Source organism: Aquimarina atlantica (assembly GCF_000626715.1).
Taxonomy (GTDB): Bacteria; Bacteroidota; Bacteroidia; order Flavobacteriales; family Flavobacteriaceae; genus Aquimarina; species Aquimarina atlantica.
In genome coordinates this window covers 372,396-395,520 of the sequence record NZ_AQRA01000006.1, presented here as the reverse complement: position 1 = coordinate 395,520, position 23,125 = coordinate 372,396, and the positions used below count along the sequence as shown (strand labels likewise).

General features: G+C 31.5%; 25 protein-coding genes. 3 read left to right on the top strand and 22 right to left on the bottom strand.

Annotated features, from left to right (window positions below; all coding sequences use genetic code 11):
* Nucleotides 1-56: 56 nt before the first annotated feature.
* From ATO12_RS15410 to ATO12_RS15335, 16 genes are all read right to left on the bottom strand, one after another.
* Nucleotides 57-500 carry a hypothetical protein gene (locus ATO12_RS15410; protein ID WP_034243195.1) on the bottom strand — a complete coding sequence of 148 codons (444 nt, stop codon included), beginning with the start codon at nt 498-500 and terminating at the stop codon, nt 57-59.
* Nucleotides 497-1,093: an RNA polymerase sigma factor gene (locus ATO12_RS15405; protein WP_034243193.1), complete on the bottom strand. Its 597-nt coding sequence runs from the start codon at nt 1,091-1,093 to the stop codon at nt 497-499. The genes ATO12_RS15410 and ATO12_RS15405 overlap by 4 nt, the downstream gene beginning before the upstream one ends.
* A 102-nt stretch (nt 1,094-1,195) precedes the next feature.
* Nucleotides 1,196-2,356: an acyl-CoA dehydrogenase family protein gene (locus tag ATO12_RS15400; RefSeq protein WP_117590057.1), complete on the bottom strand. Its 1,161-nt coding sequence runs from the start codon at nt 2,354-2,356 to the stop codon at nt 1,196-1,198.
* A gap of 33 nt (nt 2,357-2,389) precedes the next feature.
* Nucleotides 2,390-3,220, bottom strand: a complete 831-nt coding sequence (locus ATO12_RS15395; protein WP_034243188.1) for a DUF2306 domain-containing protein — start codon at nt 3,218-3,220, stop codon at nt 2,390-2,392.
* A gap of 113 nt (nt 3,221-3,333) precedes the next feature.
* On the bottom strand, nt 3,334-3,786 hold the full coding sequence (locus tag ATO12_RS15390; RefSeq protein ID WP_051575864.1) for a hypothetical protein: 453 nt from the start codon (nt 3,784-3,786) through the stop codon (nt 3,334-3,336).
* 104 nt (nt 3,787-3,890) lie between these two features.
* Complete coding sequence (locus ATO12_RS15385) at nt 3,891-4,604, bottom strand: DUF4386 domain-containing protein (protein ID WP_051575863.1); 714 nt, start codon at nt 4,602-4,604, stop codon at nt 3,891-3,893.
* A 50-nt stretch (nt 4,605-4,654) separates the two neighbouring features.
* Nucleotides 4,655-5,212, bottom strand: a complete 558-nt coding sequence (locus ATO12_RS15380; protein WP_034243184.1) for a GIN domain-containing protein — start codon at nt 5,210-5,212, stop codon at nt 4,655-4,657.
* A complete protein-coding gene (locus ATO12_RS15375; RefSeq protein ID WP_034243175.1) occupies nt 5,199-5,579 on the bottom strand; it encodes a GntR family transcriptional regulator in 381 nt (126 codons plus the stop codon). Before ATO12_RS15375 ends, ATO12_RS15380 begins: the two co-directional genes overlap by 14 nt.
* Before the next feature lie 2 nt (nt 5,580-5,581).
* A complete protein-coding gene (locus ATO12_RS15370) occupies nt 5,582-6,331 on the bottom strand; it encodes a hypothetical protein (protein ID WP_034243171.1) in 750 nt (249 codons plus the stop codon).
* Nucleotides 6,318-7,166 carry an ABC transporter ATP-binding protein gene (locus tag ATO12_RS15365; RefSeq protein ID WP_034243170.1) on the bottom strand — a complete coding sequence of 283 codons (849 nt, stop codon included), beginning with the start codon at nt 7,164-7,166 and terminating at the stop codon, nt 6,318-6,320. Before ATO12_RS15365 ends, ATO12_RS15370 begins: the two co-directional genes overlap by 14 nt.
* A 235-nt stretch (nt 7,167-7,401) precedes the next feature.
* Nucleotides 7,402-7,968: a DUF2867 domain-containing protein gene (locus tag ATO12_RS15360; RefSeq protein ID WP_051575862.1), complete on the bottom strand. Its 567-nt coding sequence runs from the start codon at nt 7,966-7,968 to the stop codon at nt 7,402-7,404.
* Between the two features lie 55 nt (nt 7,969-8,023).
* Nucleotides 8,024-8,539: a GNAT family N-acetyltransferase gene (locus ATO12_RS15355; protein ID WP_034243168.1), complete on the bottom strand. Its 516-nt coding sequence runs from the start codon at nt 8,537-8,539 to the stop codon at nt 8,024-8,026.
* A gap of 74 nt (nt 8,540-8,613) precedes the next feature.
* Nucleotides 8,614-9,054, bottom strand: a complete 441-nt coding sequence (locus ATO12_RS15350) for an SRPBCC family protein (RefSeq protein ID WP_034243166.1) — start codon at nt 9,052-9,054, stop codon at nt 8,614-8,616.
* A 65-nt stretch (nt 9,055-9,119) separates the two neighbouring features.
* Nucleotides 9,120-9,458: a nuclear transport factor 2 family protein gene (locus ATO12_RS15345; protein ID WP_034243163.1), complete on the bottom strand. Its 339-nt coding sequence runs from the start codon at nt 9,456-9,458 to the stop codon at nt 9,120-9,122.
* A 33-nt stretch (nt 9,459-9,491) separates the two neighbouring features.
* Nucleotides 9,492-10,202 (bottom strand): hypothetical protein, encoded by a 711-nt coding sequence (locus ATO12_RS15340; protein WP_131248844.1) that lies wholly within the window; start codon nt 10,200-10,202, stop codon nt 9,492-9,494.
* 264 nt (nt 10,203-10,466) lie between these two features.
* Nucleotides 10,467-11,927: an aminoacyl-histidine dipeptidase gene (locus tag ATO12_RS15335; protein WP_034243159.1), complete on the bottom strand. Its 1,461-nt coding sequence runs from the start codon at nt 11,925-11,927 to the stop codon at nt 10,467-10,469.
* Between the two features lie 179 nt (nt 11,928-12,106).
* Here ATO12_RS15335 and ATO12_RS15330 point away from each other — a divergent pair, with 179 nt between their 5' ends.
* A complete protein-coding gene (locus tag ATO12_RS15330) occupies nt 12,107-13,171 on the top strand; it encodes a DUF3810 domain-containing protein (protein ID WP_034243157.1) in 1,065 nt (354 codons plus the stop codon).
* A 5-nt stretch (nt 13,172-13,176) separates the two neighbouring features.
* Here ATO12_RS15330 and ATO12_RS15325 read toward each other — a convergent pair whose 3' ends face one another.
* The 3 genes from ATO12_RS15325 to ATO12_RS15315 all read right to left on the bottom strand — a co-directional run bounded on the left by ATO12_RS15325 (nt 13,177) and on the right by ATO12_RS15315 (nt 15,620).
* Complete coding sequence (locus ATO12_RS15325) at nt 13,177-13,845, bottom strand: hypothetical protein (protein WP_034243155.1); 669 nt, start codon at nt 13,843-13,845, stop codon at nt 13,177-13,179.
* Between the two features lie 93 nt (nt 13,846-13,938).
* Nucleotides 13,939-14,619: a hypothetical protein gene (locus tag ATO12_RS15320; protein ID WP_034243153.1), complete on the bottom strand. Its 681-nt coding sequence runs from the start codon at nt 14,617-14,619 to the stop codon at nt 13,939-13,941.
* Between the two features lie 305 nt (nt 14,620-14,924).
* The gene (locus tag ATO12_RS15315) at nt 14,925-15,620 is read right to left on the bottom strand and encodes a hypothetical protein (protein ID WP_034243152.1); all 696 of its coding nucleotides are present in this window, start codon (nt 15,618-15,620) and stop codon (nt 14,925-14,927) included.
* Nucleotides 15,621-15,775: 155 nt separating this feature from the next.
* Between ATO12_RS15315 and ATO12_RS15310 the strand changes: the two genes are divergently transcribed.
* Both ATO12_RS15310 and ATO12_RS15305 read left to right on the top strand, forming a co-directional pair.
* Entirely contained in the window at nt 15,776-18,760 is a 2,985-nt protein-coding gene (locus ATO12_RS15310) for an amidohydrolase family protein (protein ID WP_034243150.1), read from the top strand.
* 87 nt (nt 18,761-18,847) lie between these two features.
* Nucleotides 18,848-20,140, top strand: a complete 1,293-nt coding sequence (locus ATO12_RS15305; RefSeq protein WP_034243149.1) for an amidohydrolase family protein — start codon at nt 18,848-18,850, stop codon at nt 20,138-20,140.
* Nucleotides 20,141-20,283: 143 nt separating this feature from the next.
* Here ATO12_RS15305 and ATO12_RS15300 read toward each other — a convergent pair whose 3' ends face one another.
* The 3 genes from ATO12_RS15300 to ATO12_RS15290 all read right to left on the bottom strand — a co-directional run bounded on the left by ATO12_RS15300 (nt 20,284) and on the right by ATO12_RS15290 (nt 23,063).
* Entirely contained in the window at nt 20,284-21,102 is an 819-nt protein-coding gene (locus tag ATO12_RS15300; protein WP_034243146.1) for a tetratricopeptide repeat protein, read from the bottom strand.
* A gap of 71 nt (nt 21,103-21,173) precedes the next feature.
* A complete protein-coding gene (locus ATO12_RS15295; RefSeq protein ID WP_034243144.1) occupies nt 21,174-21,983 on the bottom strand; it encodes a hypothetical protein in 810 nt (269 codons plus the stop codon).
* Nucleotides 21,984-22,055: 72 nt separating this feature from the next.
* Entirely contained in the window at nt 22,056-23,063 is a 1,008-nt protein-coding gene (locus ATO12_RS15290) for a DKNYY domain-containing protein (RefSeq protein ID WP_034243141.1), read from the bottom strand.
* Nucleotides 23,064-23,125: the final 62 nt, after the last annotated feature.

The following is a 23,125-nucleotide window of genomic DNA, read 5'->3' as shown; positions in this document are numbered from 1 at the left end:
TTTTATGTTTATATGGGATTAGACAACTACCCATCTTAAATGTTGCAATCCTTTTGTTAATACTTCAACATATTTATTTTTTTATAGTAAGATCTATACATATCCAGGCCTAGAAATAATGAAATAAAGATCGTTACACTAACAATAAAATAGTTTGAAATCGTAATATTTGCACTAAATATGTTACTGAACGTGTCTCTAAAAACATAAATGGCAAAAAAAGTAATCCCTAAGCTCATTATGATTATAAAAGAGAGAAGGTAATTATAGATTGGTTCTTTTTTAGAGAAGTTTAGCTGATCTAAGATCAATTCTGATAAATCAAATTCTAACACAGGTTCTGGTTGAGATTTAAGTTCTCTAGACAACACCAAATAACTTTCAGAAACTTTTTTACATACTTCGCATGAATTGATATGTTCAATAATTTCATTACTACAATTTGATGCATCAAAAGTATATTCCTGAATATCTTTATCATATGGATGTTCTATTTTCATAGTTCTTCTTTTTTATAATGAAGAGATAGGTTTTCTTTTAATTTTTTTCTAGCTCTATACAAATAATTCTTTACGGTTCCCTCTGGCAAACCAGTGATTTCTTTTATTTCTGAATAACTTAATTCTTCATTATGATAAAGCATAATCAAGGTTTTGTATAAAGGAGGTAATTTTTCTATTGCTAAGGTCAATATTTGAGAACGTTCTTTTTTAAAGATGTATGATTCTGTCTGATTATCAGAATAACAAAACGTGTGAATACTTATTCTTTCCCAAACTTCCTTTTCCTCATTTTGATCTATATCCAGAATAGGTATTTTTTTCTTTTTCAGATAATTTAGACAAGTATTATATGTTATCGTTCCTATCCAGGTAGATAGTTTAGCATTAAATTTAAAGCTCTCTAGCTTATCATAAACTTTTAAGTATACTTCTTGCACCAGATCCTTTCTGTCTTCAGGGTTTTTGACCATCTTATAAATGATCTGAATAACTAACCCTTTAGTATTAGAAATAATAGTTTCAAACGCACTAGAATCACCACCTAATACCTTTTTAATCAAATCTTTATCTATTGTACTTTTTCGTTCCATATAGTCCAATATCAAGATTAGACAGCTTATGGAAAAAAAGGTTGCACATTATCATGTATTTTTTTGCCAAGCTTCAAATATCATAAGAAATTATAGCTTTTATTACATCAATAATGACTTGCCAAAATGTTCTTTTATGTCTATGTCGGTCATGGGTTGTAAAACCCCATATACTATTTCTTTATAGATTTTATTGGTTAAAGAATTGGAAGACAAAAATTCTGACCCCATTATATATCTTGCTTTATTAATAATTTCTTCAGAAAAATGTGTTGAGAAATACTTTGCTCCTACGGATGTTTCAAATATTTTTTCTAATGATGCTTTATTTCCTTTTTCAAAATTTGCTATTGTAGTTCCTGCATGCTCACATAGCATATATCCAGTTTTATATTTTATCATTAACTCTCCCAGGCTATTAAGAAAATGATCTGACTCACATAATTTTTTATCATTTTTGATTTTTTTTTGACTGAATGCTTTTAAGTGCAAAATCACACAGAATGCTGCTCCAAGATAAGAAGCAGGTACCAATGCCTGAAACCACGATCTCTGATAAATTAAAAGTTCACACCTCTCTTCATTAGTGTTATCCAGTTTAATAACATTGGTACTACTCACTATCAAATTTTTGAATATAACTGATTTTGTAAACGATCCTTTCATTGTATCGCCAAATGCAGCATTCTCGAATTTGATTTTATCATCATTTGCAGGTAGAAAAAATACTGCTTTGGTACCTTTGGTTAATGTTGCGGTGAATACTAAATAATCTGCCACACCAGACAATGACATGTATGGAGCCCTGCCATTTATTATGTAACGATTCCTTTCTTTTTGTGCCACTATACCTTTGTTACCAGAGACCTCTTTAAATGTGCGTACTGATCCGGTATTGGCAATCAATATTTGTTCTTTTTCTATCTTTTTTAGCAGAGCTTCTCTTTTCCAATATTGCATGCTTTTCTTTGAAAAAGGAAAAGATGATAATGATGCCAGAATGTAATAATGCATAGACAACGCCACAGATACAGGAATTGATATTTTGCCAATCTTATGCAAAACCCCGAAGCATTCCTGATAAACCGTTTCTATATTTTTCTCATGACAAGGAATAAAGGGTAATTTTGTTGTTTTTATAAAAGCATAGAATTCTTTATAGTTTTTGGTCTTCTCAACTTCGTAAAGTTTATCACATACTTTGTCTAGTTCGGTTTTTTTGTTAACTTTTTGATGATCTATTATCATGTTCTGATTCTTCATTTCTAAGCATTGATTAGTGATTACAGGTATACTTTAAATGCGAGGCAACCACATACCCATAGTGGCAGCAAAAATTCCAATACCAGTCATAATGGTTAGAAAAAAAAGAAGAATTGCCATACTTATTTTACCTAGAGTACCACTTTGATCCTGTGCCCTGAAGTAGAGTTCTAGAATGATTAGTGGTACTAAAAATTGACCAAAACCCAGGAATACGAGAAATGGCCCCCGAAATGTCTCTGGATCAAAACCAACCGGGCCGCCATTAACAAAAAGCCAAAACATTAATCCAATACGAAAAAACCAGACACCATTTGATACCAAAAACAATCTAAGTGCCCATCGTCTGTGTTTATTAAAATCATGAGCAACTGCTGTGCGCCAGGACATAATAGCAAAAAACATAATCAAAAAGGCATTGATACTAACGCTTACTTGACCAATAAACCCTCCTACATTACCACGAGTCCAAATCATATAAAGTCCATCAACACCAATCAATAGTGCTGTGAAGATATAGATACGACCATTCCATCGATGAAAAGTGCGGGCATAGGTACGAATTTGAGAAATAAACTGAAGCGGTCCACCTACCATAATAATGATAGCTAAGACGATATGTAAGGCAACTGCTAAATTACCCATAGTTTCACCAGGAATGTACCCATGAGGAAGAACTTCATTCCATTTCTCAAAATCTCCTTTTATCGCAGAACTACCATAAAAGAAAGCTACATAATATACAAAGATCCATTGACCTATAACGGCTATTAGGAACCAAAATGCTACCGTGGTACTCAAAGCTTTATCTGCTCTCATAGCTTTAGATTGTGCAATATTTGCACTACTATTTTCTAATTTCATTGTATTCGTTTTTTAATTGATGATGGTTGATGATAAGCGTCAAGTTTCTTACTTCTTTTTATAAGAAGTAAGAAATTAACACTGATAGAGGTATTTTAAAAAAGTTCGATAGATTATCTAAATCTAAAAAGTTCCTTTATGTAGTTTTTAAACACATATCCCCAGGGAATAACAATAAGGTCAATAGGAATTGCTATAAGAAATGGTCTGAGGAATCCTTCTGAGGTCGAATCTAATTGACCAGAAGACCATAAAGGGTATGCAATACCTATCGCCCATACCGACTTATAGAATAGCTGTAGTAATAACAATGGTAACATTTTTAAAGGGTATCGTATTCCTAAACCCATCAAAGTAGCATATGCTGCCCAAAAACTATAGGTAACCCCATCATAAGGTCCCCAAACTTCACTGGGGTTTATAATTTCTGACCATGTACTATGCCCCAAACTTAAAAAAGTAAGGAGGTAAATAGCACGCATTGCATGTAAATAGAATTTTGATACCTTTTTAGTTTTCACAGAATCGTTTTCTAACGTACCTGCGATAGCGTGTTTTGATTTCATAATTGTTCGTTTTTTGATTGATGATGATGATTTTTTTTGACCTAAATACTTAGTTTTTAAACATTTTGTCTAGATATTTTATCCAGATATATGTATTCTAACTATTAGCTATGTATGTTGATTATTTTTTTTGTGCCCATGATTAGTAGCCACAAACAAGAACCTATTTCTCCTATACTGGCAGGAAGCATAACAAAAGAAGGAATTTTGTAATGCGGAAAAAGTAGTCCTGCACATACGGTTATCAAATAGCTAAAACAACCCATCATTAACAAAATACCCAATACTTTAGGAAGAAAACCTGATTTAAAAACCAGATATCCAAAAGGAAAGAGCCAAAGTCCCCAAAATACCTCAACAATAAGAATTCCGTTATGATAAGACTCCAAAAGCAGCATTACCTGTGCTTGCAACTGTTCTCCGGTATACACTTTCAGATATTCTGCATTACCAATCAAAGAAAGAACATCTACTTTGTTTTGTATATTCAAGTAAGAGATAGGAACACTAATAATAGCAAATACTACCATTACTATTGCATATTCTTTATGAACTGGTTTAAGTAATTTGTATAAAACTATTGGTAACATTATATAACATACATAGCTAATCAATCCGCTTAAAATCCCCATTCGAAATAACATTTCTGATGTCGTTATATTATTAAATGTAATTGCGGCATCATCCCATACTATAAGTTTTGAGGGTACATACACTAGATTAAAGATTCCAGTAAGTACAACACATAAATAAACTAGTCCTGCAATTCTTGCGGTCCTATTTTGCACCTGGTAATCTTCGTTTTTGATTAAATCCATAACTGTTCGTTTTTTGATTGATGATGATATTTAGTTTTCTTCTCTATTGATTAGTTAGAGAAATCGATTTGATTTGTATTTCCTTTTATTTTTACATTAGACCCAGGAGTGGCAGAGCATTTAATCGATTCATAGGACAATTCGAGATTTCCATTACTATCTTTAGTAAATTGTAGTACTAAATCTTTTCCAGAAACAGTACCTTTTGTTTCAAAATATGATGCTGAACTCACCTGTAATGAATCCAACTGGTGATTAGAAACAAATATTCTCACGGTGTCTTCTTTCTGCTCTCTTTTAGTTTTTTCTATGATTAATTTTTTATGCTTCACTTCGGTTTTGATATGGGGCATCAAATTTCCTGAGGCTTCTACTTTTACCGCTGTTATGCTATCTTGTTTAAAAAAAACTTCAATACCATGAGTAACCGATATCTTGCTAAATGCAGAAACATTCCTTATTTCGGATATCATATTCCCTGTATATTGAATTGCATTTTCTCGTAACTCTCCTTCTCTAACTTTATCATGTATAGAAAACTGAAAAGCCAGGAAAAAAAGAATAACAGCTCCTAATGCACCTATTACAATCCAATTACTTGTTTTCATGATCTATATTATTTAAATATTGATTAAATGAATCTTTTACTTCTTCAAAATTTATATCAAGTAATCTCATTTTTTTAAATATATCAGGAAGGAGATCTTCCATAAATTCTTTTCTTTTAATATCAAGAACCTTATTATATCCGTTTTCTGAAACAAAATACCCTATTCCTCTTTTGTTATAGATTACTTCTTGCTCCTGCAAATAGGTAAAAGCTCGTATTGCAGTGTTAGGATTCACCTCTACCATAACAGCAATCTCTCTTACAGAAGGTATTCTTTCGTTCTCCTGCCATTTTTTTACAAGTATATTTTCGTAGAAAACATCTACAATTTGTAAATAAATAGGTTTGCTGTTATCAAAATCCATTCTTAAACTTCCTTTTCAACTATCTTAAAATAACTTGCCAATAGCATTAATGGGGCAAAAATGCCCATAAAAAATCCTTTTCCTATTGCAGAGAAATCTTGTCCGGTTTTATCAAATGCTTCTGATGCTAGTCCTTCTCCAGAAAACACATCATAATTGTAATTGAGGATCCCAAAAAGCATCATATTTAGCACTATCAGCCCAATAACAAATAATACGACGACAAGTAATGTTTTACCAACTCTATTTTTATTAAATGCAATTGCACCATAGAGAAATACGGGTTGTATAACAAAATACACTTTGACCGTGTGCCAGTAGCTTTCTGAAAATATCGGTAACAGGTGAAAATTCGTTTTAGAAAATATACTACCCAATATGATTGCTATTTGCCCTATCAAAAAACCAAGAATTGAAAACACAAGAGTATATACCACAAAAGTGCTAAGCCACGCTGCAGCTATTCTTTCATAAGACGAAACAGGTAATGAAAAATAGAAATGATTTGATTTTTGATTATGCGCTTCTTTAAAAACCGAAAAAATAAACAATACTCCCAATGCTACGTAAAATTTACCGAACACACTCATAAACTCACCACTCGTAATCTGATGATCTCCTCGTAAACTAAACAAAAAGACAATAAAAAAAATAGCACTTACAACCGATAAAGTAGTAATTATCGCTCCTTTAAGAAGTATAATATCTCTATATATAAAATTGCCTATTCTACTAATGTTAAATTGCTTCATCATGAAATGTATTTAAGGCATTATTAATTTTATTAGATTCACTTAAAACGGCATTAAATAATAATTCGAGATCTACTTCGGTCTCATCTCTATCCTGCCTAAAAAGCATGGCCTTTCCTCCAAAAGACGTTTCAGAATAAATAATAGACTCTCTTTCATCCCGCATAGGTTTTCCAAACCATAAATGTTCAGAAATATTAGAAAGGGGTTGATCAAATACTACTTTGGACTGATCCAGAATTACGATATGATTTATCAAACTATGTAAATCTCTAACCTGGTGAGTAGAAATAATAATGCATTTTCCTTCATCAACCGCCAGAGCCATGATTTTTCTAAATTGACTTTTTGATGGAATGTCTAACCCATTTGTAGGTTCATCCATAAGCAAGAGTTTTGTATTTGTTGCTATTCCAAATGCGATAAGTACTTTCTTTTTATTACCAAAAGAAAGGGTTGATATATTTTCATCGGCAGAAAGTTTAAACTCTTCTATTAGTTTATAAAACTGATCTCTAGAAAACCCCGGATAAAAAGGAGAATTTACTTGTTCATAAGTAGAAATTTTAAGCCCTGGTAGCTCAAAATCTTCTGGTACCATAAAAATCTCCTGAAGACATTTTACATTTCTTCCCGAAATATCTTTACCCAAAACCCGATAATAACCTGCTTTTGGAAATAGCAATCCAGTCATTATCTTCATTAATGTACTCTTTCCTTCACCATTCTTACCAAAAAGTCCATAAATATTTCCAGGAACAAAATCTAAAGTAATATTGTCCAGGATTATTTTGCTTTTTGGGTAATAGAACCGTAAGTCTTTAATTTGGATCATGGCTAGTGTATTAGTTATCTAGTACACTGCAAATATATTTAAGAGCTATCAATAAACCAAATATTTTTTATTTTATTGATTACTTGCCAGTTAACCAATTAAAACTAACATAACGCTTAGGCTAGATATAGTGAAGATTTACAGACGATTACATTTTTAGAATTGTGATTCTTAAAATTGACGTATTTTTAGTTTAATACCTTGATTATGATAAAATTTTTAAAGTGAAAGAAGATCAGTTTGCTGTATTATCGTGTCTTCTTTTTTCTATAAGCGTTACTTCTTTTTCCATTTTTATAAATATCTTTTTCATAAAATATCGATGAAACGGTTTCACCAAAAAGAAATATATTTTTCCTAAAGTATTATGAATTTTTACTGTGGTAGCTAGTTCCATTATCTTGTCGTCTCCTTCTTCATAACTAATAAAAGACAATTTAAAGTCTAGATGTTTATCTCTCTGCCCTGTTAACAATTCTATATCACTCTTGTCTAACACATCAAATAATGCAATACTATCTCCAATATTACCTTCAAATTCGTTCAAATGTGCTTCTCTTTCTTTTTGAGTGAGTTTAGTCGCCGTTTTTAGTCCCATTTTTTTGGCTATTTTCTCTCTTGAGAGTAATAATTTTATAAAAAACGGTGAGAAGGCTTTAAAAAATGCTACCATACAATCTTTTGGTTTAGGCACTTCTTTTAAGGATGTTGTTCTTAATTGAAAAACATCAGAATAACTTATGTCCTTGCTTTGTTTAGCAATCAAGTATTCTTTATTGAGCTCTATCTCTGTTATTTTCATTTTTCAAAATCTAAAATCATACTTTATTATCTATTGAGTATGAGAACAATGCTCATTATACCTTTTTATTTAAGATATAATATCTATGTTCGTCCCAAATTTTATCATTCTTAACAATCGCTTTTCGGAATATTCCTTCTTTTTTAAACCCACTTTTTTCGAGTACACTCATCGAAGCCGTATTGTATTCAATAACTCCTGCATATATTCTGATCAAATTCAATTTTTCAAATCCATATTTGGTTATCTGGTCTACGGCCTTTGTAGTAATCCCTTTACCCCAATAGGGTTCTCCTAGCCAATACCCGATTTCTGCTGATTTTCTATACATATCATCTTGAAGCATCAGTGATATAACTCCGCAAAGTTCACCTTTAAACTCTATCCCAAAACTCACTATAGGATCTTGTTGTATTGTCATTTTAATAAAGGACTTGGCATCCTCTTCATTATAAGGATTAGGGAAATAGTCTCTTAAGTTATTTGATATATTATGATTGTTGGCAAGTTTTGCCAATTGTGATTTATCTGATGCTACAAGTTGCCTTATTTTAATTTCTTTGCTATCCATCCATGATTCTTTAAGATATTGATAAATCTAAGTAATGATTTAACCATCTCTGGGAGTAGAGTTTCGTTATACACCTATTTTTCGGGCATCAAGTATTCTTTTAAACTACTTTTGACAAAGTACTCCCAACCTCCTACACAACTCTCTCTTGTAAATTCTGGAACATTTGATTGAAAACTGTGTATTATTTCGGTGATTAATCTTAGTTTAACATTACTCTCGTTTTCAAACAATTCGAATGTTACAAATGAATCTCCTTCATATTCTTTATATCTCCAGTTATATTTTATTTTTTGATTTGGTATAACTTCTTCTATTTTCCATAGATGGGTGAATTTTCGATTTTCGATCTCGACAACAAATTGTGTTTCAAATCCTTCTTTAGCTTCGAATGATTTAATTTGTTCAAAAAACCATTTTTTCATTTGGTCTAATTCTGTTATGGCTTTCCAAACATTTTCTAGAGTCGTCATATAAATTTCTTCTACTACAATTGGTGCATCTGTATTTTTCATATGACTAACATATTTTGATTGTGTTTTTTATTTTCTTCTCTATCGAGGAAGTTTCATTTTTTGCTTCATTTTCTAATAAAATGAACTTTTGATATTAGATTGTTTTCAATTTCATAAATCACTACAACTTCAATAAAATCAATTCCTTTTCTACCCGTTACCTGCTCTCTATCAATTACTTTATTATCAAATACTATTCTGTTTGTAATAGTTGCTTTTAGTTTAGGTGAATTCTCAAAAACATCTTGATATACTTCTTTTAGTTTTGAACTATCATTAATAAATGGTTCTGAATCAGGGAAATTATAAATCTTTACATCTTCAACATAAAAAGACAAAAAATCAGATAAATTTCTATTATTATAAGCTTCTAATTGTTCTTGTACTATTTTTTCTGGATTCATTTTTAGATAAAAATTAGACCATTTTATAATGTTTTATTTTTCTATTAACGTCGAGAAATTGTCAAGGTCTATATCCAATAGTTTACCATTACAATTCTTTATTATTTTTCCAAGTAAGTAAGGGCTAGTTTCTTCTTCATAACCAACTCTAATATACGTGTAACAATCATTTTCTCTTAGGTCAGAAAATTCGGTTACAAAATAACTAACTCCGGTTTTATCACTTTCATCAGATTCGTCACCAAAATAGAAACTCGAAGCTATATCTGCTTTTCCATTTTGGATATGGCTTGATTTACCAAATTCTATCATTTCTATTTTATAATCGATTGTAGTATAATTAAGTCGTTTAATTGTAACCGCAATAGCAAGGTTATCTTTTTTACCAGTTAACGTTATTCTACGACCTATTTTTGGGGTTCCTGGAAAATGAATAGTGTCTTTATCATTTAAAATTAGCAGACTATCAGAAAGTGTGATCTTCTCTTCTCTTAATTTTTTAAGTCCTTCAATAAATTTTTCTGAATAATCAGATTCATTTTTGATACTAATTTCAATTTCTTGTTCATTAATTTCACGTTGCTTATCGTTTATAGCATCTTCTTGCTTATTAGAATATAAGCTATCTGAGGCTACTGTTTTTGTCGTATCTACAAAAGTCACAGATGTTTTTTTATTAGTCTGCGAACTATTACACCCAGATATGCTTATGATGATTAGAGCTATTATTATATTTTTTACCATTATTAGTTTAGGGTAATGTATAACCATTTTGTGCTAATTATATAATCTAAAAGAGATAAGAATCATTTTTCTACCGCAGTTTAAAAATAACTAATTCGGGTGAATATGATAAGGAAATTCTAAAGCAATGAATTAAGGTAATATAGAATGATCTTATTACATACTTCTGTAAACCAAAAAGATCTATCTTACTTATATCAGACGTTATGTCTTAGAAGCAAGATAGATCTATATATTGTTCTCCAAATTAAATAGTTAAGATTACTATTTTTTCGGAGTTTCTTTTAAGATTTCTTTTACGAATTTCCAATATTTTTGTACCGACGAGATACTTGTTCTTTCGTCTGGTGAGTGTGCTCCTAAGATTGTTGGACCAAATGATATCATATCCATATCTGGATAATTTTGCCCCAGAATACCACATTCTAATCCTGCATGACAGGCAGCTACATGTGCTTTTTCACCATTAAGATTTTGATACAATTCGTCCATTACTTTTAAAATTGGAGAATTCATATTAGGAGCCCAACCAGGATAATCTCCGCTAGTGATTACTTCACATCCTATTAACTCAAAAGTAGCCCTTAACTTGTTTGCAAGATCTAGTTTAGAAGATTCTACACTACTTCGGGTTAAACATTCGATAGTAATATCTCCTTGTCCTATTGTTATTTTAGCAATATTATTAGAAGTTTCTACCAAATCAGGGATTGAGGCACTCATAGCGTACACTCCATTATGTGCAGCATATAATGCTTTTATTACTCCTTCCTGAACACCTAACTCCATTACTTGCTTTGGTAAATCTGTTGTATTAATTTCTATAGTAAGATCTGGGTCAGCGATAGAAAGTTCATTTTGGATTATCTTTGACAACTCTCCTATTTCGAATTCAAAAGCTTTTGCCTGTACTGCATCTACTACAACTATTGCAAAGCTCTCTCTCGGAATTGCATTACGCAAGCTCCCTCCTTTTATTTCACTAATCTGTAAACCAAAATTCTCAAAACCATCAAATAATAGTCTATTCATTATTTTATTAGCATTTCCTAATCCTTTATGAATATCCATTCCAGAATGTCCTCCACTAAGCCCAGTAATAGCAATTGTATATCCTACTTTACCTTCTGTAACCGGTTCTTCTTTGTAACTTCTTTTTGCTGTAACATCAATTCCGCCAGCACAACCAACTCCTATTTCATCATCTTCTTCTGTATCCAGATTTAGTAATATATCTCCTTGTAACCATCCTCCTTCTAATCCCATAGCACCAGTCATCCCAGTTTCTTCATCTATGGTAAATAATGCCTCGATAGCAGGGTGCGCAATATCTGTAGATTCTAAAACTGCCATAATTGTAGCTACTCCCAGTCCGTTATCAGCACCAAGTGTTGTTCCTTTGGCTCTAACCCAATCTTCATCAATATACATTTCTATACCTTGGGTATCAAAATCAAAATCGGTATCTGCATTTTTTTGATGTACCATATCCAGGTGAGATTGCATCACCACCACTTTTCGATCTTCCATTCCCGGAGTAGCTGGTTTTTTTATTAGAACATTACCAACCTTATCGACCTCGGTAGTTAACCCTAATGATTCTCCAAAATTTTTCATAAATGCAATAACACGTTCTTCTTTTTTTGAAGGTCTGGGAACTGCATTAAGATCTGCAAATTTATTCCATATCACTTTAGGCTCAAGGCTTCTTATTTCTGAATTCATAATTGATGTTTAAATATTGACCGCTTTATATTATAGATATGCAACAAAATTCTAAATTTTAAATCAAGTATCAAAGCATAGTGCTATCAAAGTCTCAAAGTTTCTGGGGTCAAACGAATAGATACTAAAAAACTCTTAATTCTTCATTCTAAATTGAGAATTGTAAATATCTTTATCCCATGCAATCTAAGACAAAACTTTATCTCACCCTATTACTTCCTGTTCAAATCATTCTGATTCAAATTCTGTCTTTGTTCCCCGAAGTTATAGAGCGATTTTATAGTAATGGCTTGTTTGTTTATATCTCTAAGGCTTTGCGATACGTATTTGGATGGCTTCCATTTTCTTTTGGAGACATTTTATATTGTGTTTTGATTATTATGCTAATACGTTTTTTATTTAAAAAAGTATTTAAAAAACGATTGTTTTGGAAAGAAGTGGTATTGGATATCGGTGCTACTTTATCTGTTGTATATGCTTGTTTTCATATTCTTTGGGGAATGAATTATTATAGATTACCCTTGCATGAGATATTACATATAGATGACGTATATACTGAAGAAGAACTGATTACTGTTTCAGAGAAATTTATACTTCGGGCCAATTCTTTACATCTTCAACTAGAATCTAATGATTCACTACCAATACATATTCCTTATTCTAAAGAAGAAATATTTCAAAAAACAGTTCCTGCTTACGATCAGTTACATCAAATATTCCCTGTATTACAATATCACCCTAAAAGTATTAAAACATCTATATTAAGTCTTCCTCTTACTTATATGGGTTTTAGTGGGTATTTAAACCCTATTACCAATGAAGCACAGGTAAATGGACTAATACTTAATTACAAAGCTCCTACTACTAGTTGTCATGAAGAAGCGCATCAATTGGGATTTGCTAAAGAGAATGAAGCCAATTTTATTGCGGCATTAACTACAATGAATTATGATGACATATATTTTAATTATAGCGGAGCTACCTTTGCCTTAAAATTTTGCTTAAATGATCTCTATCTTCGTAATGAAGAAAAAGCAATCTGTCTTATCGAAAAACTAAGACCTGGTATTAGAAGAAATTATATTGAAGTAAATGAGTTCTGGGAATCTTATGAAAATCCCCTCGAACCCATTTTTAAAAGTACTTATGATAGTTATCTAAAAGCTAATAACCAACCTGATGGTATGGAAACCTATAGTTATGTCGTAGCTTTATTAGTCAATTATTATAAAACCAGATTATAGAGCAACTATAAGGTATTATAATACCCCACAATCCTCATTAGATCATTTTCTTTTTTATAATTAAGTCTTTTTGAAGAAACGTATTTTTCGATTTCACTCTTTTTATCTTCAAAAACTTTCAATATATCTTTCTGTTTTAATCTGATTTTGAGTAATTCACCTCCGGCTTTCAATATAAAATAATTACGTTTTTCTATATACTTGTCATTCGTTGTCTTTTCATAAGCATCAATTGCATTTTGACCTTGTTTTATCTTCTTTTCTACCTTCATCACCAAAGAATTCTTTCCTTCTTTTAAAAAGACAAAGAACTGCTTTGTTCCTTCATACTCTAACATCTTGTATACATACCCTTCATCTAAAACAACCCGAATATTCTCTTTTTTCAGAATATTGAATACTTCTGTAACCTCAATTTCATCATTTAAAGTATTATATCTAACATAGGCTCTCCGCATTTTTTTTCCGTTTACATATACTGAAGCAAGTTTATTTTCATCTTCATAATACTGATGCCCCTGAACGCTGTATTTTGGAGGTTTCTTAACAACTACTCGAGTCCCATAAGCACTCATATCTGATGTTTCTTCGGCTCCTGCAACAGAACCATTTTTAGCTTGTGCTACTACTAGAGAGCTTTGCAACAATAAAAGCGCTAAAAACAATTTTTTCATTCTATTTAATTTAAATTTTCCCCAAGTAAAAGAGACGACTTTTATACATAATATCGCCCCTTTATAAAAAATACTATTTAATAATCTGATATACTATAGAGAACTATAATAATTAATAATCTTAATCACGTCTTTTTCCTTCTTAAAACTTAGTTTTTTTGAAGAGGCAAACTTTTCAAGTTCTTCTTTTTTATCTAAAACTTTAAGTATATCTTTTTTCTTAAGTTTTACTTTTTTAACCTCTCCTTTTTCATTATCAATTATAAAATATTTGTTATTCTCAACATATTTTGAAGGTGTACTGGCATCATAACTGGTTACCGCTTCTTTTCCTTGTTTTATTTTTTTCAATGCTTTCATTCCCAAAGAAAACGCCCCTTTATTATACACAACAAAAAACTGTCTATCTCCCTCATATTCATACAATTTATAGCTATACTTTTTAAGAGCAACTTCTAAGTTCTCTACTTTTAGCATATTAAATCTTTTATTATCATCTACATATTCTAATTCTCCATTAAAAGCGTTGTATCTAACCAAACATTGGCGTACCTGCTTTTTATTCACATATATTGTAGCCATTTCATTATTCTCTTCAAAATACTGATGCCCTTTAATGGTAGTGTTACGAGCTTTTTGTTGTACCATAATTGTTGAACTAAAAGGCCCTATTGCTGTGTTACCTCCAGGGTCCGAAGCTCCTCCTCCAAAGGTCTCTTGTCCAATCATTACCGTATTACTTATGATTAAAAAAAGAATAAAAAGGTTTTTCATTAGTATAAAATTTTATTGTTAATATTTTCGTAAATTTCTAAAAATCCTAGTTTATACTAGTATATCTAATGTTAAAACAATCTTAATTAACAACATCTCTTATATCAACCTTAGCTTTATATTTGATTCAATTATGGCATACCGTATATAGCAATGTAAGGATTCACCCTACATATAATAATCAAAATTAGATCGAAATTTCTGAACGAATGTATTCTGTTTCTATTAGAAGTTAAAAATAGAAAGAATAGTAGGAATTATATTTTTATCTTAAAATTAGTGCAGGACAAAACTCTAAAATAGCACTACAATGTATTGTAGTAATCTATAATCTTAATTAAATCTGCTTCTTTTTTAAACTTCAGTTTCTTTGAAGATGCAAATTTTTCAAGTTCTTCTTTTTTGTCTTTCAAAACGGTAAGAATGCTATTCTTTTTCAGTCTTACTTTCTTTAAATCATCTGAATTATTTTTTATAAAATAAGAATAATCTCTATAAAAAGCTGGAGGCCTAGGTTTCTCAAAACCTGATTGAGGTTTTTTGGCATCCTCGATTTTTTTTCTTGCTTTTAATACTAACGAAGTTTCCTTATTCTTGTTAAAGAGAATAAAATACTCTTCTACTCCCTTTTTATTTAATAGTAGCCCGTATTCATAGTCTTTTAAAACGACCCGGATTTTATTTTCTTTAGAAAGCACAAATTTTTTATCATTCTCGATAACCTCAATTTGATCGTGATAGGCATCATAACGAACAGCATATTTATGAATCATCCTATCATCAACATAAATTTCTGCTATTTTATACTCCTCATTATAATATTTATGTCCTTTTATCGATTTTTCGGTATAACTATTTCCAGTAGGGCTATTATATACATTAAGTACTTTTGTAGTATCATATGCTAAGTTATTACTAGAATTAAAATTGTTGTTTATATTGGTTTGGCTAATCATCAAGGTATTACCAATCCATAAAAAAAGAATAAAAAAACTTTTCATTATTATGTATTCTATTGTTAATCAATATAGATATAACTCTAAAAATACAAATTTAATAGGGCAATAGCTAATGTTAAAACAATCTTAATTAACAACCTCTTTTTATTTCAACCATTATCTTTAAATCGGATTCAATTTACTTTTACACTACATTTATGAAAAAACTTCTATTATCACTTACGGTGATATGCGGAATTTTAAATTCTTACTCTCAGGATTATTTCCCAAAAAATGATGGGGTTAACACCACAAATTCTAATTATACCGTATTTAAAAACGCAACGATTCACACAACACCCGATACCGAAATCAAAAACGGAACTCTAATTATCCAAAAGGGTAAGATTGTACAGGTAGGGAATGCTATTACACCTCCTGCAAATAGTGTGATAATTGACCTAAAGGGAAAGCATATTTATGCTTCTTTTATTGATCCGTTTACCAATTTTGGAATCGAAAAACCTAAACGGAAAGGAGGAAGCCCTTTTAGTGGTAATCCTCAATATGAAGCCTCCCGAGAAGGGTATTACTGGAACGATCACATTCGTCCCGAAACGAATGCTCTAACATCCTTTAAATATGATGCCAAAAAGGCAACAGAATATGTAAAAGAAGGGTTTGGAGTGCTTAATACACATATGCCCGATGGTATTGTAAGAGGAACAGGACTATTGGTGGCTCTAAATAATGAAGGTACAGAAGGAGATCGACTATTAAGTGATCGTTCATCACAATTTTTATCTTTTTCTAAGAGTAATAAAAGTAAACAAATATACCCTACTTCACTAATGGGAGCTATGGCACTTCTAAGACAAATGTATCACGATGCCGATTGGTATGCTGGTGGCAATGCAACCAACAAAGATCTATCTCTAGAAGCTTTAAACAGGAATAAAAACCTTCCTCAAATTTTTGAAGCCGGAAGCCGAATAAACGGTTTTAGAGCCGATAAGGTTGGGGATCAATTTAAGACACAATACATACTTGTTGGCGGTGGAGATGAATATGCCAGGATCGACAAAGTAAAAGCAACCAATGCCAAGTATATCATTCCTCTGGATTTTCCTGAAGCATATGATGTTTCTGACCCTTTTATGACTAATTTGGTAAGCCTTGGAGATATGAAACATTGGAACCAGGCTCCGACAAATCCTTCAGTATTATCAAAAAATGGGATTACCTTTTCTTTAACTACCCATAAATTAAAAAAGATAGCAGATCTTAAAAATAGAATCATGAAAGCCATTGAGTATGGTCTTGATAAAAAAACTGCCATTGCTGCTCTAACAACAGTACCTGCACAGATTTTAGGAAAGAGTAATCTTTTAGGAAGTATAAAAAAAGGAAGTTATGCCAATTTTCTAATCACCAAAAGCGAATTATTTTCAAAAGACAATATTATTTATGAAAATTGGGTACAGGGTCATAAAAATGTAGTTAATGACATGAATGTTACCGACATTAACGGTAATTATGAGCTAACCCTTGCCGGAAAAACATATGATATGTCAATTTCTGGAAAGCCTACAAAACCTAAAGCCGAAATAAAACTTGGCGAAACAAAATTAGGTACTAAAATAAACTATAAGAATGATTGGGTAACTATCACTTTTACCGATACTGATACAACTAAAACGCAATATACAAGGATTGTATCCAGCATTACTGATTCTCCTAATTTTTGGAGCGGTAAGGCTATTCTTCCTAATGGAGCACAAACTTCTTTTTCGGCAAAGAAGAAACCTGAAGAGTCATCTGAAAAAAAGGATAAAAAGTCGACCGATAAAAAAGAAAAACCAGAAGTTCTTCCTGTTGTGTATCCTAATATAGCATATGGGAATTCCCAATTACTAAAATCAGAGTCGCTACTATTTAAAAATGCAACAGTTTGGACCAATGAAACCGATGGAATTTTAACCAAGACCGATGTACTAGTCAAAAATGGTAAAATCTCTGCTATTGGTAAAAACCTTAATGATAGTAACGCTAAAATAATAGACGCTACAGGAAAACACCTTACCTCTGGTATTGTTGATGAGCATTCTCATATCGCTGCAGCAGCAATTAACGAAGCTGGACATAATTCTTCTGCTGAAGTAACTATCGAAGATGTCGTATCTCCTGATGATATCGATATCTATAGAAACCTGGCCGGTGGTGTAACTTCAATACAGATTCTTCACGGTTCTGCCAATCCAATAGGAGGACGTTCTGCAATCATAAAATTAAAATGGGGAGAAAGCGCTAATAACCTTATCTATCGCAATTCACCTAAATTTATCAAATTCGCATTAGGAGAGAATGTAAAACAAAGTAACTGGCAAAGTTTTAGTCGTTTCCCTCAATCAAGAATGGGAGTCGAACAATTATATATAGATTACTTTTCTCGTGCAAAAGAATATCATAAACGTAAAACTAGCGGTAAACCCTATCGTAAGGATACCGAAATGGAGGTTCTGGCAGAAATAATAAACGGTCAACGTTATATCAGCTGCCATTCTTATGTTCAAAGTGAGATCAATATGCTAATGAAGGTTGCCGAAAAATTTAACTTTAGAATTAACACTTTTACGCATATTCTAGAAGGATACAAATTAGCAGATAAAATGGCAACACATGGGGTTGGAGGGTCTACCTTCTCTGATTGGTGGGCTTATAAATATGAAGTAAATGATGCGATCCCATATAATGCTGCAATTATGCATAAACAAGGGGTCGTTACTGCAATTAATAGTGATGATGGAGAAATGTCTCGCCGTCTTAATCAAGAAGCTGCAAAATCTGTAAAATACGGTGGTGTAAGCGAAGAAGATGCTTTGAAATTTGTAACTCTTAATCCTGCTAAACTGTTACATATTGATGACCGAGTAGGAAGTATCAAAATAGGCAAAGATGCAGATTTAGTATTATGGACTGATCACCCTCTATCGATATATGCAAAAGCAGAAAAGACTATAATCGAAGGAGCAATCTATTTTGATCTTGAAAAAGATAAGGCTATGAGAAAATCTATTGCAGCAGAAAGAAACAAACTTTCTACTATGATGTTAAAGGCAAAAAACAGTGGTCTTAAAACGCAACCTGCCAAGAAAAAGGAAAAACAACAGTTCGAATGTGAAACTTTAGAAACTATTAATTAAAAATATATGTACACTCAACTTGTTCAGAATCAATTCAAACAACACTTCGACAAGATTAGTGTGACAAGAGAATTATACAAAATAGATATGAAAAAAATAGTATTCATAATAGCACTGTACATTATTTCCTTTGGAAAAGTAACAGCGCAGCAAACTCCAGCAAAAGTTCAGAGTGAAGCAATAACGATTACTGGTGCTACAGCGCACATTGGTAATGGAAAAGTTATTGAAAACAGCATTCTCATTTTTGAAAAGGGAAAGATAACGGCAATAGGTACTAATGGAAGTGCCTCTGCAAAAGGAACCGTAATCGATGCTTCTGGTAAACATGTCTATCCTGGTTTTATAGCTCCAAATTCTACATTAGGATTAGTAGAAATAGGTGCTGTTCGTGCCACAGATGACGATAGCGAGATTGGAAATTACAACCCGCATATTCGAAGCATTATTGCTTACAACGCAGAGAGTAAAATTGTTGAAAGCATGCGCCCTAATGGTGTTTTGATGGCGCAGATTACTCCCCGTGGCGGTAGAATTTCGGGAACATCATCGATTGTACAACTAGATGCCTGGAATTGGGAAGATGCAACTATAAAAGTAGATGATGGTATCCACATCAATTGGCCAAGTTCCTTTACCAGGGGTCGTTGGTGGCTTGGTGAAGAACCAGGATATAAACCCAATAAAAAATATGTAGAACAAATAACAGAATTGGTAGATTTTATACATCAATCCAAAGCTTCTATTAAATCAAATACAACAACAGTAAACCTTCCTCATCTTGCAATGAAAGGCATTTTTGATGGATCAAAAACTTTGTTTGTACATGTAAATACCGAAAAAGAAATTTTGGATGTACTTCGTATTTCTAAAGAAAATGATATCAAGAAAATAGTTTTGGTAGGTGCTTATGAAGCTTACAAAGTTGCAAATCAGTTAAAACAAAACAATATCCCTGTATTAGCTACAAGAACACATTCTACTCCGCAACAAGAAGATGAAGATTATGATTTACCCTATAAAAATGCAAAATTATTGATGGATGCTGGAGTATTGGTCGCAATACAGAATAGCGGGCAAATGGAGCGCGCTAATGCTCGAAATTTACCATTTCAGGCAGGAACTGTTGCTGCACATGGATTAGATAAAGAAAAAGCCTTACAGCTTATTACTGGTAATAGTGCCAAAATTCTAGGTATAGATAATAGTACCGGAACTCTTGAAGTTGGCAAAGATGCTACTTTATTTATAAGTATTGGTGATGCTCTGGATATGCGCACAAATCAATTAGAGAAAGCTTTTATTCAAGGACGTGATATTAGCTTAGAAAGCCATCAGACTAAGTTATGGAAACGATATAGTGAAAAATACACTAAATAATAGTTTTAAATAATCCTTTTAAAGAAGTAACGCCTTTTTAGTTAAAAAGGCGTTACTTCTTTAAAAAAATCTGTCCCTAATATAGGCTAATGTATACTTACTAAGAAAATACAATTGTCATTAAGGTTATATTACTTTATCAATCAATTTGGGCAATATTCATTAATAATTGATATCGATTCTATATCTCCTAATTTTACCAACTTTTTAATATCTTCACAAAAATCCGTATCTCCTTTAGCTATTTTTGCTCCTACTCTTGTTTTTAAAGCTTTTACATAGTTGGGAAAAATTAGTATTGCTTCTGTGGTATAAAAAATTGCTTTGTCATAGTTCTTTTTCTTATAATATATATCTCCCAAATTATTATATGCCATATATGAACCTTTGTTGATTTCTATACATTTTTCGTAATATATTATTGCCTTATCGTAGTCTTTTTTATCACTATACAAATTACCAAATCGAAAGAAAGCGAGGCTCCAATTTGGGTACAATTTTAGAGCCATATCCAAATCTGCTTTTGCAGCATCAAAATTTTTAAGTTTTGTATAAATCTGGGCTCTATCTAACCAAGCCATTTTAAAATCTGGTCTTAGTTCGATAACTTTTGAAAAATCATCTCTCGATCCTTCTAAATCATCTAATCTTTCCTTCACACCCCCTCTAATATAATATGAAATCATTACATTAGGGTTAAACTCAATTGATTTATCCAAATCTGATAATGCTGATTTCCACTCATGTATTACTGCTTTATATTTACCTCTTTTATAATAATGCTCGGCATCAGGCCATCTCTTGATAAAACGGGTCTCCATTTTAATTTGCCTCCTTACAGATTCCCATGATGAAGTATCAGGTAATTTGGCCGTATTTGGTATTTCCTGTGGCTGAGCAAAATTATTTGTACAAAAAGTTAAAACTAAAATTATAGTAATGAACCTGAAATGTAATGTCATATTCTCTTAATCTTATTTGATTTTTAAAACTTATTTTCAATTAAGTTTTCTGGCATTACAACATACATTATCTACAAAGTCTTACTTTCTTCTATAACAGTTTTTTTGAACAATGAACCAGAAACTTTTTTCTTATCTACTTTAGCATTTACAAAATTTATTTCGCTTTTAACCTCTCCTACTACACCATCTTTATACGCTCTCCATTTAAGAGTTGCAGGAAGTAATATTCCGTTTACATCATTCCAGGTAGTATATTCTATCAGACTTATTTTTTCGCTGGATTCTTTACTAAAAAATGTAACCGTATATCCCAGAAATTTCATCTTTCCAGATACTTTATCATAATAAAGGAAATAATTATCTTTGGGTGAATCTCCTACACCATCTCCGTAAGATATTTTATAACCAGCATATGAAACATCATCTACATTAAGATCATCAACCTTTTGATATGAAATTCCATCATCACCCAAAACAAAAGGCATTGCATAAAAGTAGAACATCAGATTGTGATAAAAACGAGGGTTTCCTTTAAAATAAGTAGAATCCTGCTCTATCCAAGCTTCTTTACCATCAAACCCCAAAACAAATTTGTTTGTTTCTACTCGTGCATAACGAGTTTTAAGATCTATAGTATGTTTTTCGTTTCCTTCGGGCTTAGCTATCTCAAAAATCATACTATTCATTTGATCAAACTTGTTAATGCCCCCATGAGCTTTAAAAACAGTTGCAATATCTTCGGGAAAATCTCCTGATCTATCTGGTATAATCTCTTCTTTTTGTTCTTTGCGAACCTTAATTTCTTTCTCTGGTTTTACTTCTTGTTTACAGGAAATAATAGTTGTAATCAAAAGTGATACTAGGATAAGATTTTTCATGAGTACAATTTGTTAAATAAGTTAATTCTAGACAATGTAGTCGTAGTACTTAAATTACCTTACAACATTATATTACCATCTTTTTGATTTCTTTAAAATTTCTCCCGATTCATAAATATAATTTTTGTCTGAAAAAGTGTAGTTTCTACTATTATATTTAAAAGTTTTAGAATCTGCACCTTCAACAATTTCTCCAAGAAAAAAAACATGATTGATATCTTTGGTATATCCATATCCTACTTCTTCAAAAGTATCGGCATCTGCTTCTTTTAAGGGTGTTGTTTCATAATAGATCGTATCATCTATTTTTATTATTCTATTATTTTCAAAAAACGTTATTTTTTCAGCATTCTTATAAGGTATACTAACTACTTCATCAACGCTTTCTCCATTCCTTCTACTGGTATGAAGGTATACATATTTATCATCACGAATACAATATTGATTTAATACAGTTACTTCTGATAGGTTCGTTTCAATCTTACGTAAGGGTTCATGATATAAGTAATAGTATACTCCTTTGTTATCCTTGCAAAACTCTTCATTAAGTATTTCAAAAGATGTATAGTCTACTTCTGTTAGTTTTTCATTATCCCTAAATATATAATTCTTGTCTTTTGCAAAACTAAAATTTAACTGTTCATATGTGGCCGGGTCTGCATCTTCTAAAATTTTAAAACCTCCTCCATCTTCTAAATCATATCGATCATACAAAATGTATACATGGTTTTTATCCATAGGTATATTATAATCAAACTTAACAGTAAAAGAAGAAACATCAATATCAAAATCCAGAAGTTTTGCACCATAATATGCATGGTTTTGATCTTTTGCATACTCTCTTCCTAAAACCTGAAAAGTATCAAAATCAACATTCATTTCGGTCTTACCTAAAGAAAACCAATTTCCCATCGGACTGTGTACAATTTTATCTCCATCCCGTGTATAGAAATAAGAATTAGATTTCTCCTTATTTACCAATTCTCCAAATGGATTTAAAAAACGATACACTCCATAAATACCCAGTGTAGTTAGTAATAGAAAAATCGCAGCTAATATCATTAATACTTTTTTTATCATTTTGTTTATGTAGGCTTCATTATCATGAATCTAAAAACAAAATTATAAAATGTAGTACGTAA

Excerpts from the sequence above, each read along its gene's own strand:
- ATO12_RS15410 (WP_034243195.1), bottom strand. The coding sequence starts at position 500 with ATGAAAATAGAACATCCATATGATAAAGATATTCAGGAATATACTTTT.
- ATO12_RS15405 (WP_034243193.1), bottom strand. The coding sequence starts at position 1,093 with ATGGAACGAAAAAGTACAATAGATAAAGATTTGATTAAAAAGGTATTA.
- ATO12_RS15400 (WP_117590057.1), bottom strand. The coding sequence starts at position 2,356 with ATGAAGAATCAGAACATGATAATAGATCATCAAAAAGTTAACAAAAAA.
- ATO12_RS15395 (WP_034243188.1), bottom strand. The coding sequence starts at position 3,220 with ATGAAATTAGAAAATAGTAGTGCAAATATTGCACAATCTAAAGCTATG.
- ATO12_RS15390 (WP_051575864.1), bottom strand. The coding sequence starts at position 3,786 with ATGAAATCAAAACACGCTATCGCAGGTACGTTAGAAAACGATTCTGTG.
- ATO12_RS15385 (WP_051575863.1), bottom strand. The coding sequence starts at position 4,604 with ATGGATTTAATCAAAAACGAAGATTACCAGGTGCAAAATAGGACCGCA.
- ATO12_RS15380 (WP_034243184.1), bottom strand. The coding sequence starts at position 5,212 with ATGAAAACAAGTAATTGGATTGTAATAGGTGCATTAGGAGCTGTTATT.
- ATO12_RS15375 (WP_034243175.1), bottom strand. The coding sequence starts at position 5,579 with ATGGATTTTGATAACAGCAAACCTATTTATTTACAAATTGTAGATGTT.
- ATO12_RS15370 (WP_034243171.1), bottom strand. The coding sequence starts at position 6,331 with ATGAAGCAATTTAACATTAGTAGAATAGGCAATTTTATATATAGAGAT.
- ATO12_RS15365 (WP_034243170.1), bottom strand. The coding sequence starts at position 7,166 with ATGATCCAAATTAAAGACTTACGGTTCTATTACCCAAAAAGCAAAATA.
- ATO12_RS15360 (WP_051575862.1), bottom strand. The coding sequence starts at position 7,968 with ATGAAAATAACAGAGATAGAGCTCAATAAAGAATACTTGATTGCTAAA.
- ATO12_RS15355 (WP_034243168.1), bottom strand. The coding sequence starts at position 8,539 with ATGGATAGCAAAGAAATTAAAATAAGGCAACTTGTAGCATCAGATAAA.
- ATO12_RS15350 (WP_034243166.1), bottom strand. The coding sequence starts at position 9,054 with ATGAAAAATACAGATGCACCAATTGTAGTAGAAGAAATTTATATGACG.
- ATO12_RS15345 (WP_034243163.1), bottom strand. The coding sequence starts at position 9,458 with ATGAATCCAGAAAAAATAGTACAAGAACAATTAGAAGCTTATAATAAT.
- ATO12_RS15340 (WP_131248844.1), bottom strand. The coding sequence starts at position 10,202 with ATGGTAAAAAATATAATAATAGCTCTAATCATCATAAGCATATCTGGG.
- ATO12_RS15335 (WP_034243159.1), bottom strand. The coding sequence starts at position 11,927 with ATGAATTCAGAAATAAGAAGCCTTGAGCCTAAAGTGATATGGAATAAA.
- ATO12_RS15330 (WP_034243157.1), top strand. The coding sequence starts at position 12,107 with ATGCAATCTAAGACAAAACTTTATCTCACCCTATTACTTCCTGTTCAA.
- ATO12_RS15325 (WP_034243155.1), bottom strand. The coding sequence starts at position 13,845 with ATGAAAAAATTGTTTTTAGCGCTTTTATTGTTGCAAAGCTCTCTAGTA.
- ATO12_RS15320 (WP_034243153.1), bottom strand. The coding sequence starts at position 14,619 with ATGAAAAACCTTTTTATTCTTTTTTTAATCATAAGTAATACGGTAATG.
- ATO12_RS15315 (WP_034243152.1), bottom strand. The coding sequence starts at position 15,620 with ATGAAAAGTTTTTTTATTCTTTTTTTATGGATTGGTAATACCTTGATG.
- ATO12_RS15310 (WP_034243150.1), top strand. The coding sequence starts at position 15,776 with ATGAAAAAACTTCTATTATCACTTACGGTGATATGCGGAATTTTAAAT.
- ATO12_RS15305 (WP_034243149.1), top strand. The coding sequence starts at position 18,848 with ATGAAAAAAATAGTATTCATAATAGCACTGTACATTATTTCCTTTGGA.
- ATO12_RS15300 (WP_034243146.1), bottom strand. The coding sequence starts at position 21,102 with ATGACATTACATTTCAGGTTCATTACTATAATTTTAGTTTTAACTTTT.
- ATO12_RS15295 (WP_034243144.1), bottom strand. The coding sequence starts at position 21,983 with ATGAAAAATCTTATCCTAGTATCACTTTTGATTACAACTATTATTTCC.
- ATO12_RS15290 (WP_034243141.1), bottom strand. The coding sequence starts at position 23,063 with ATGATAAAAAAAGTATTAATGATATTAGCTGCGATTTTTCTATTACTA.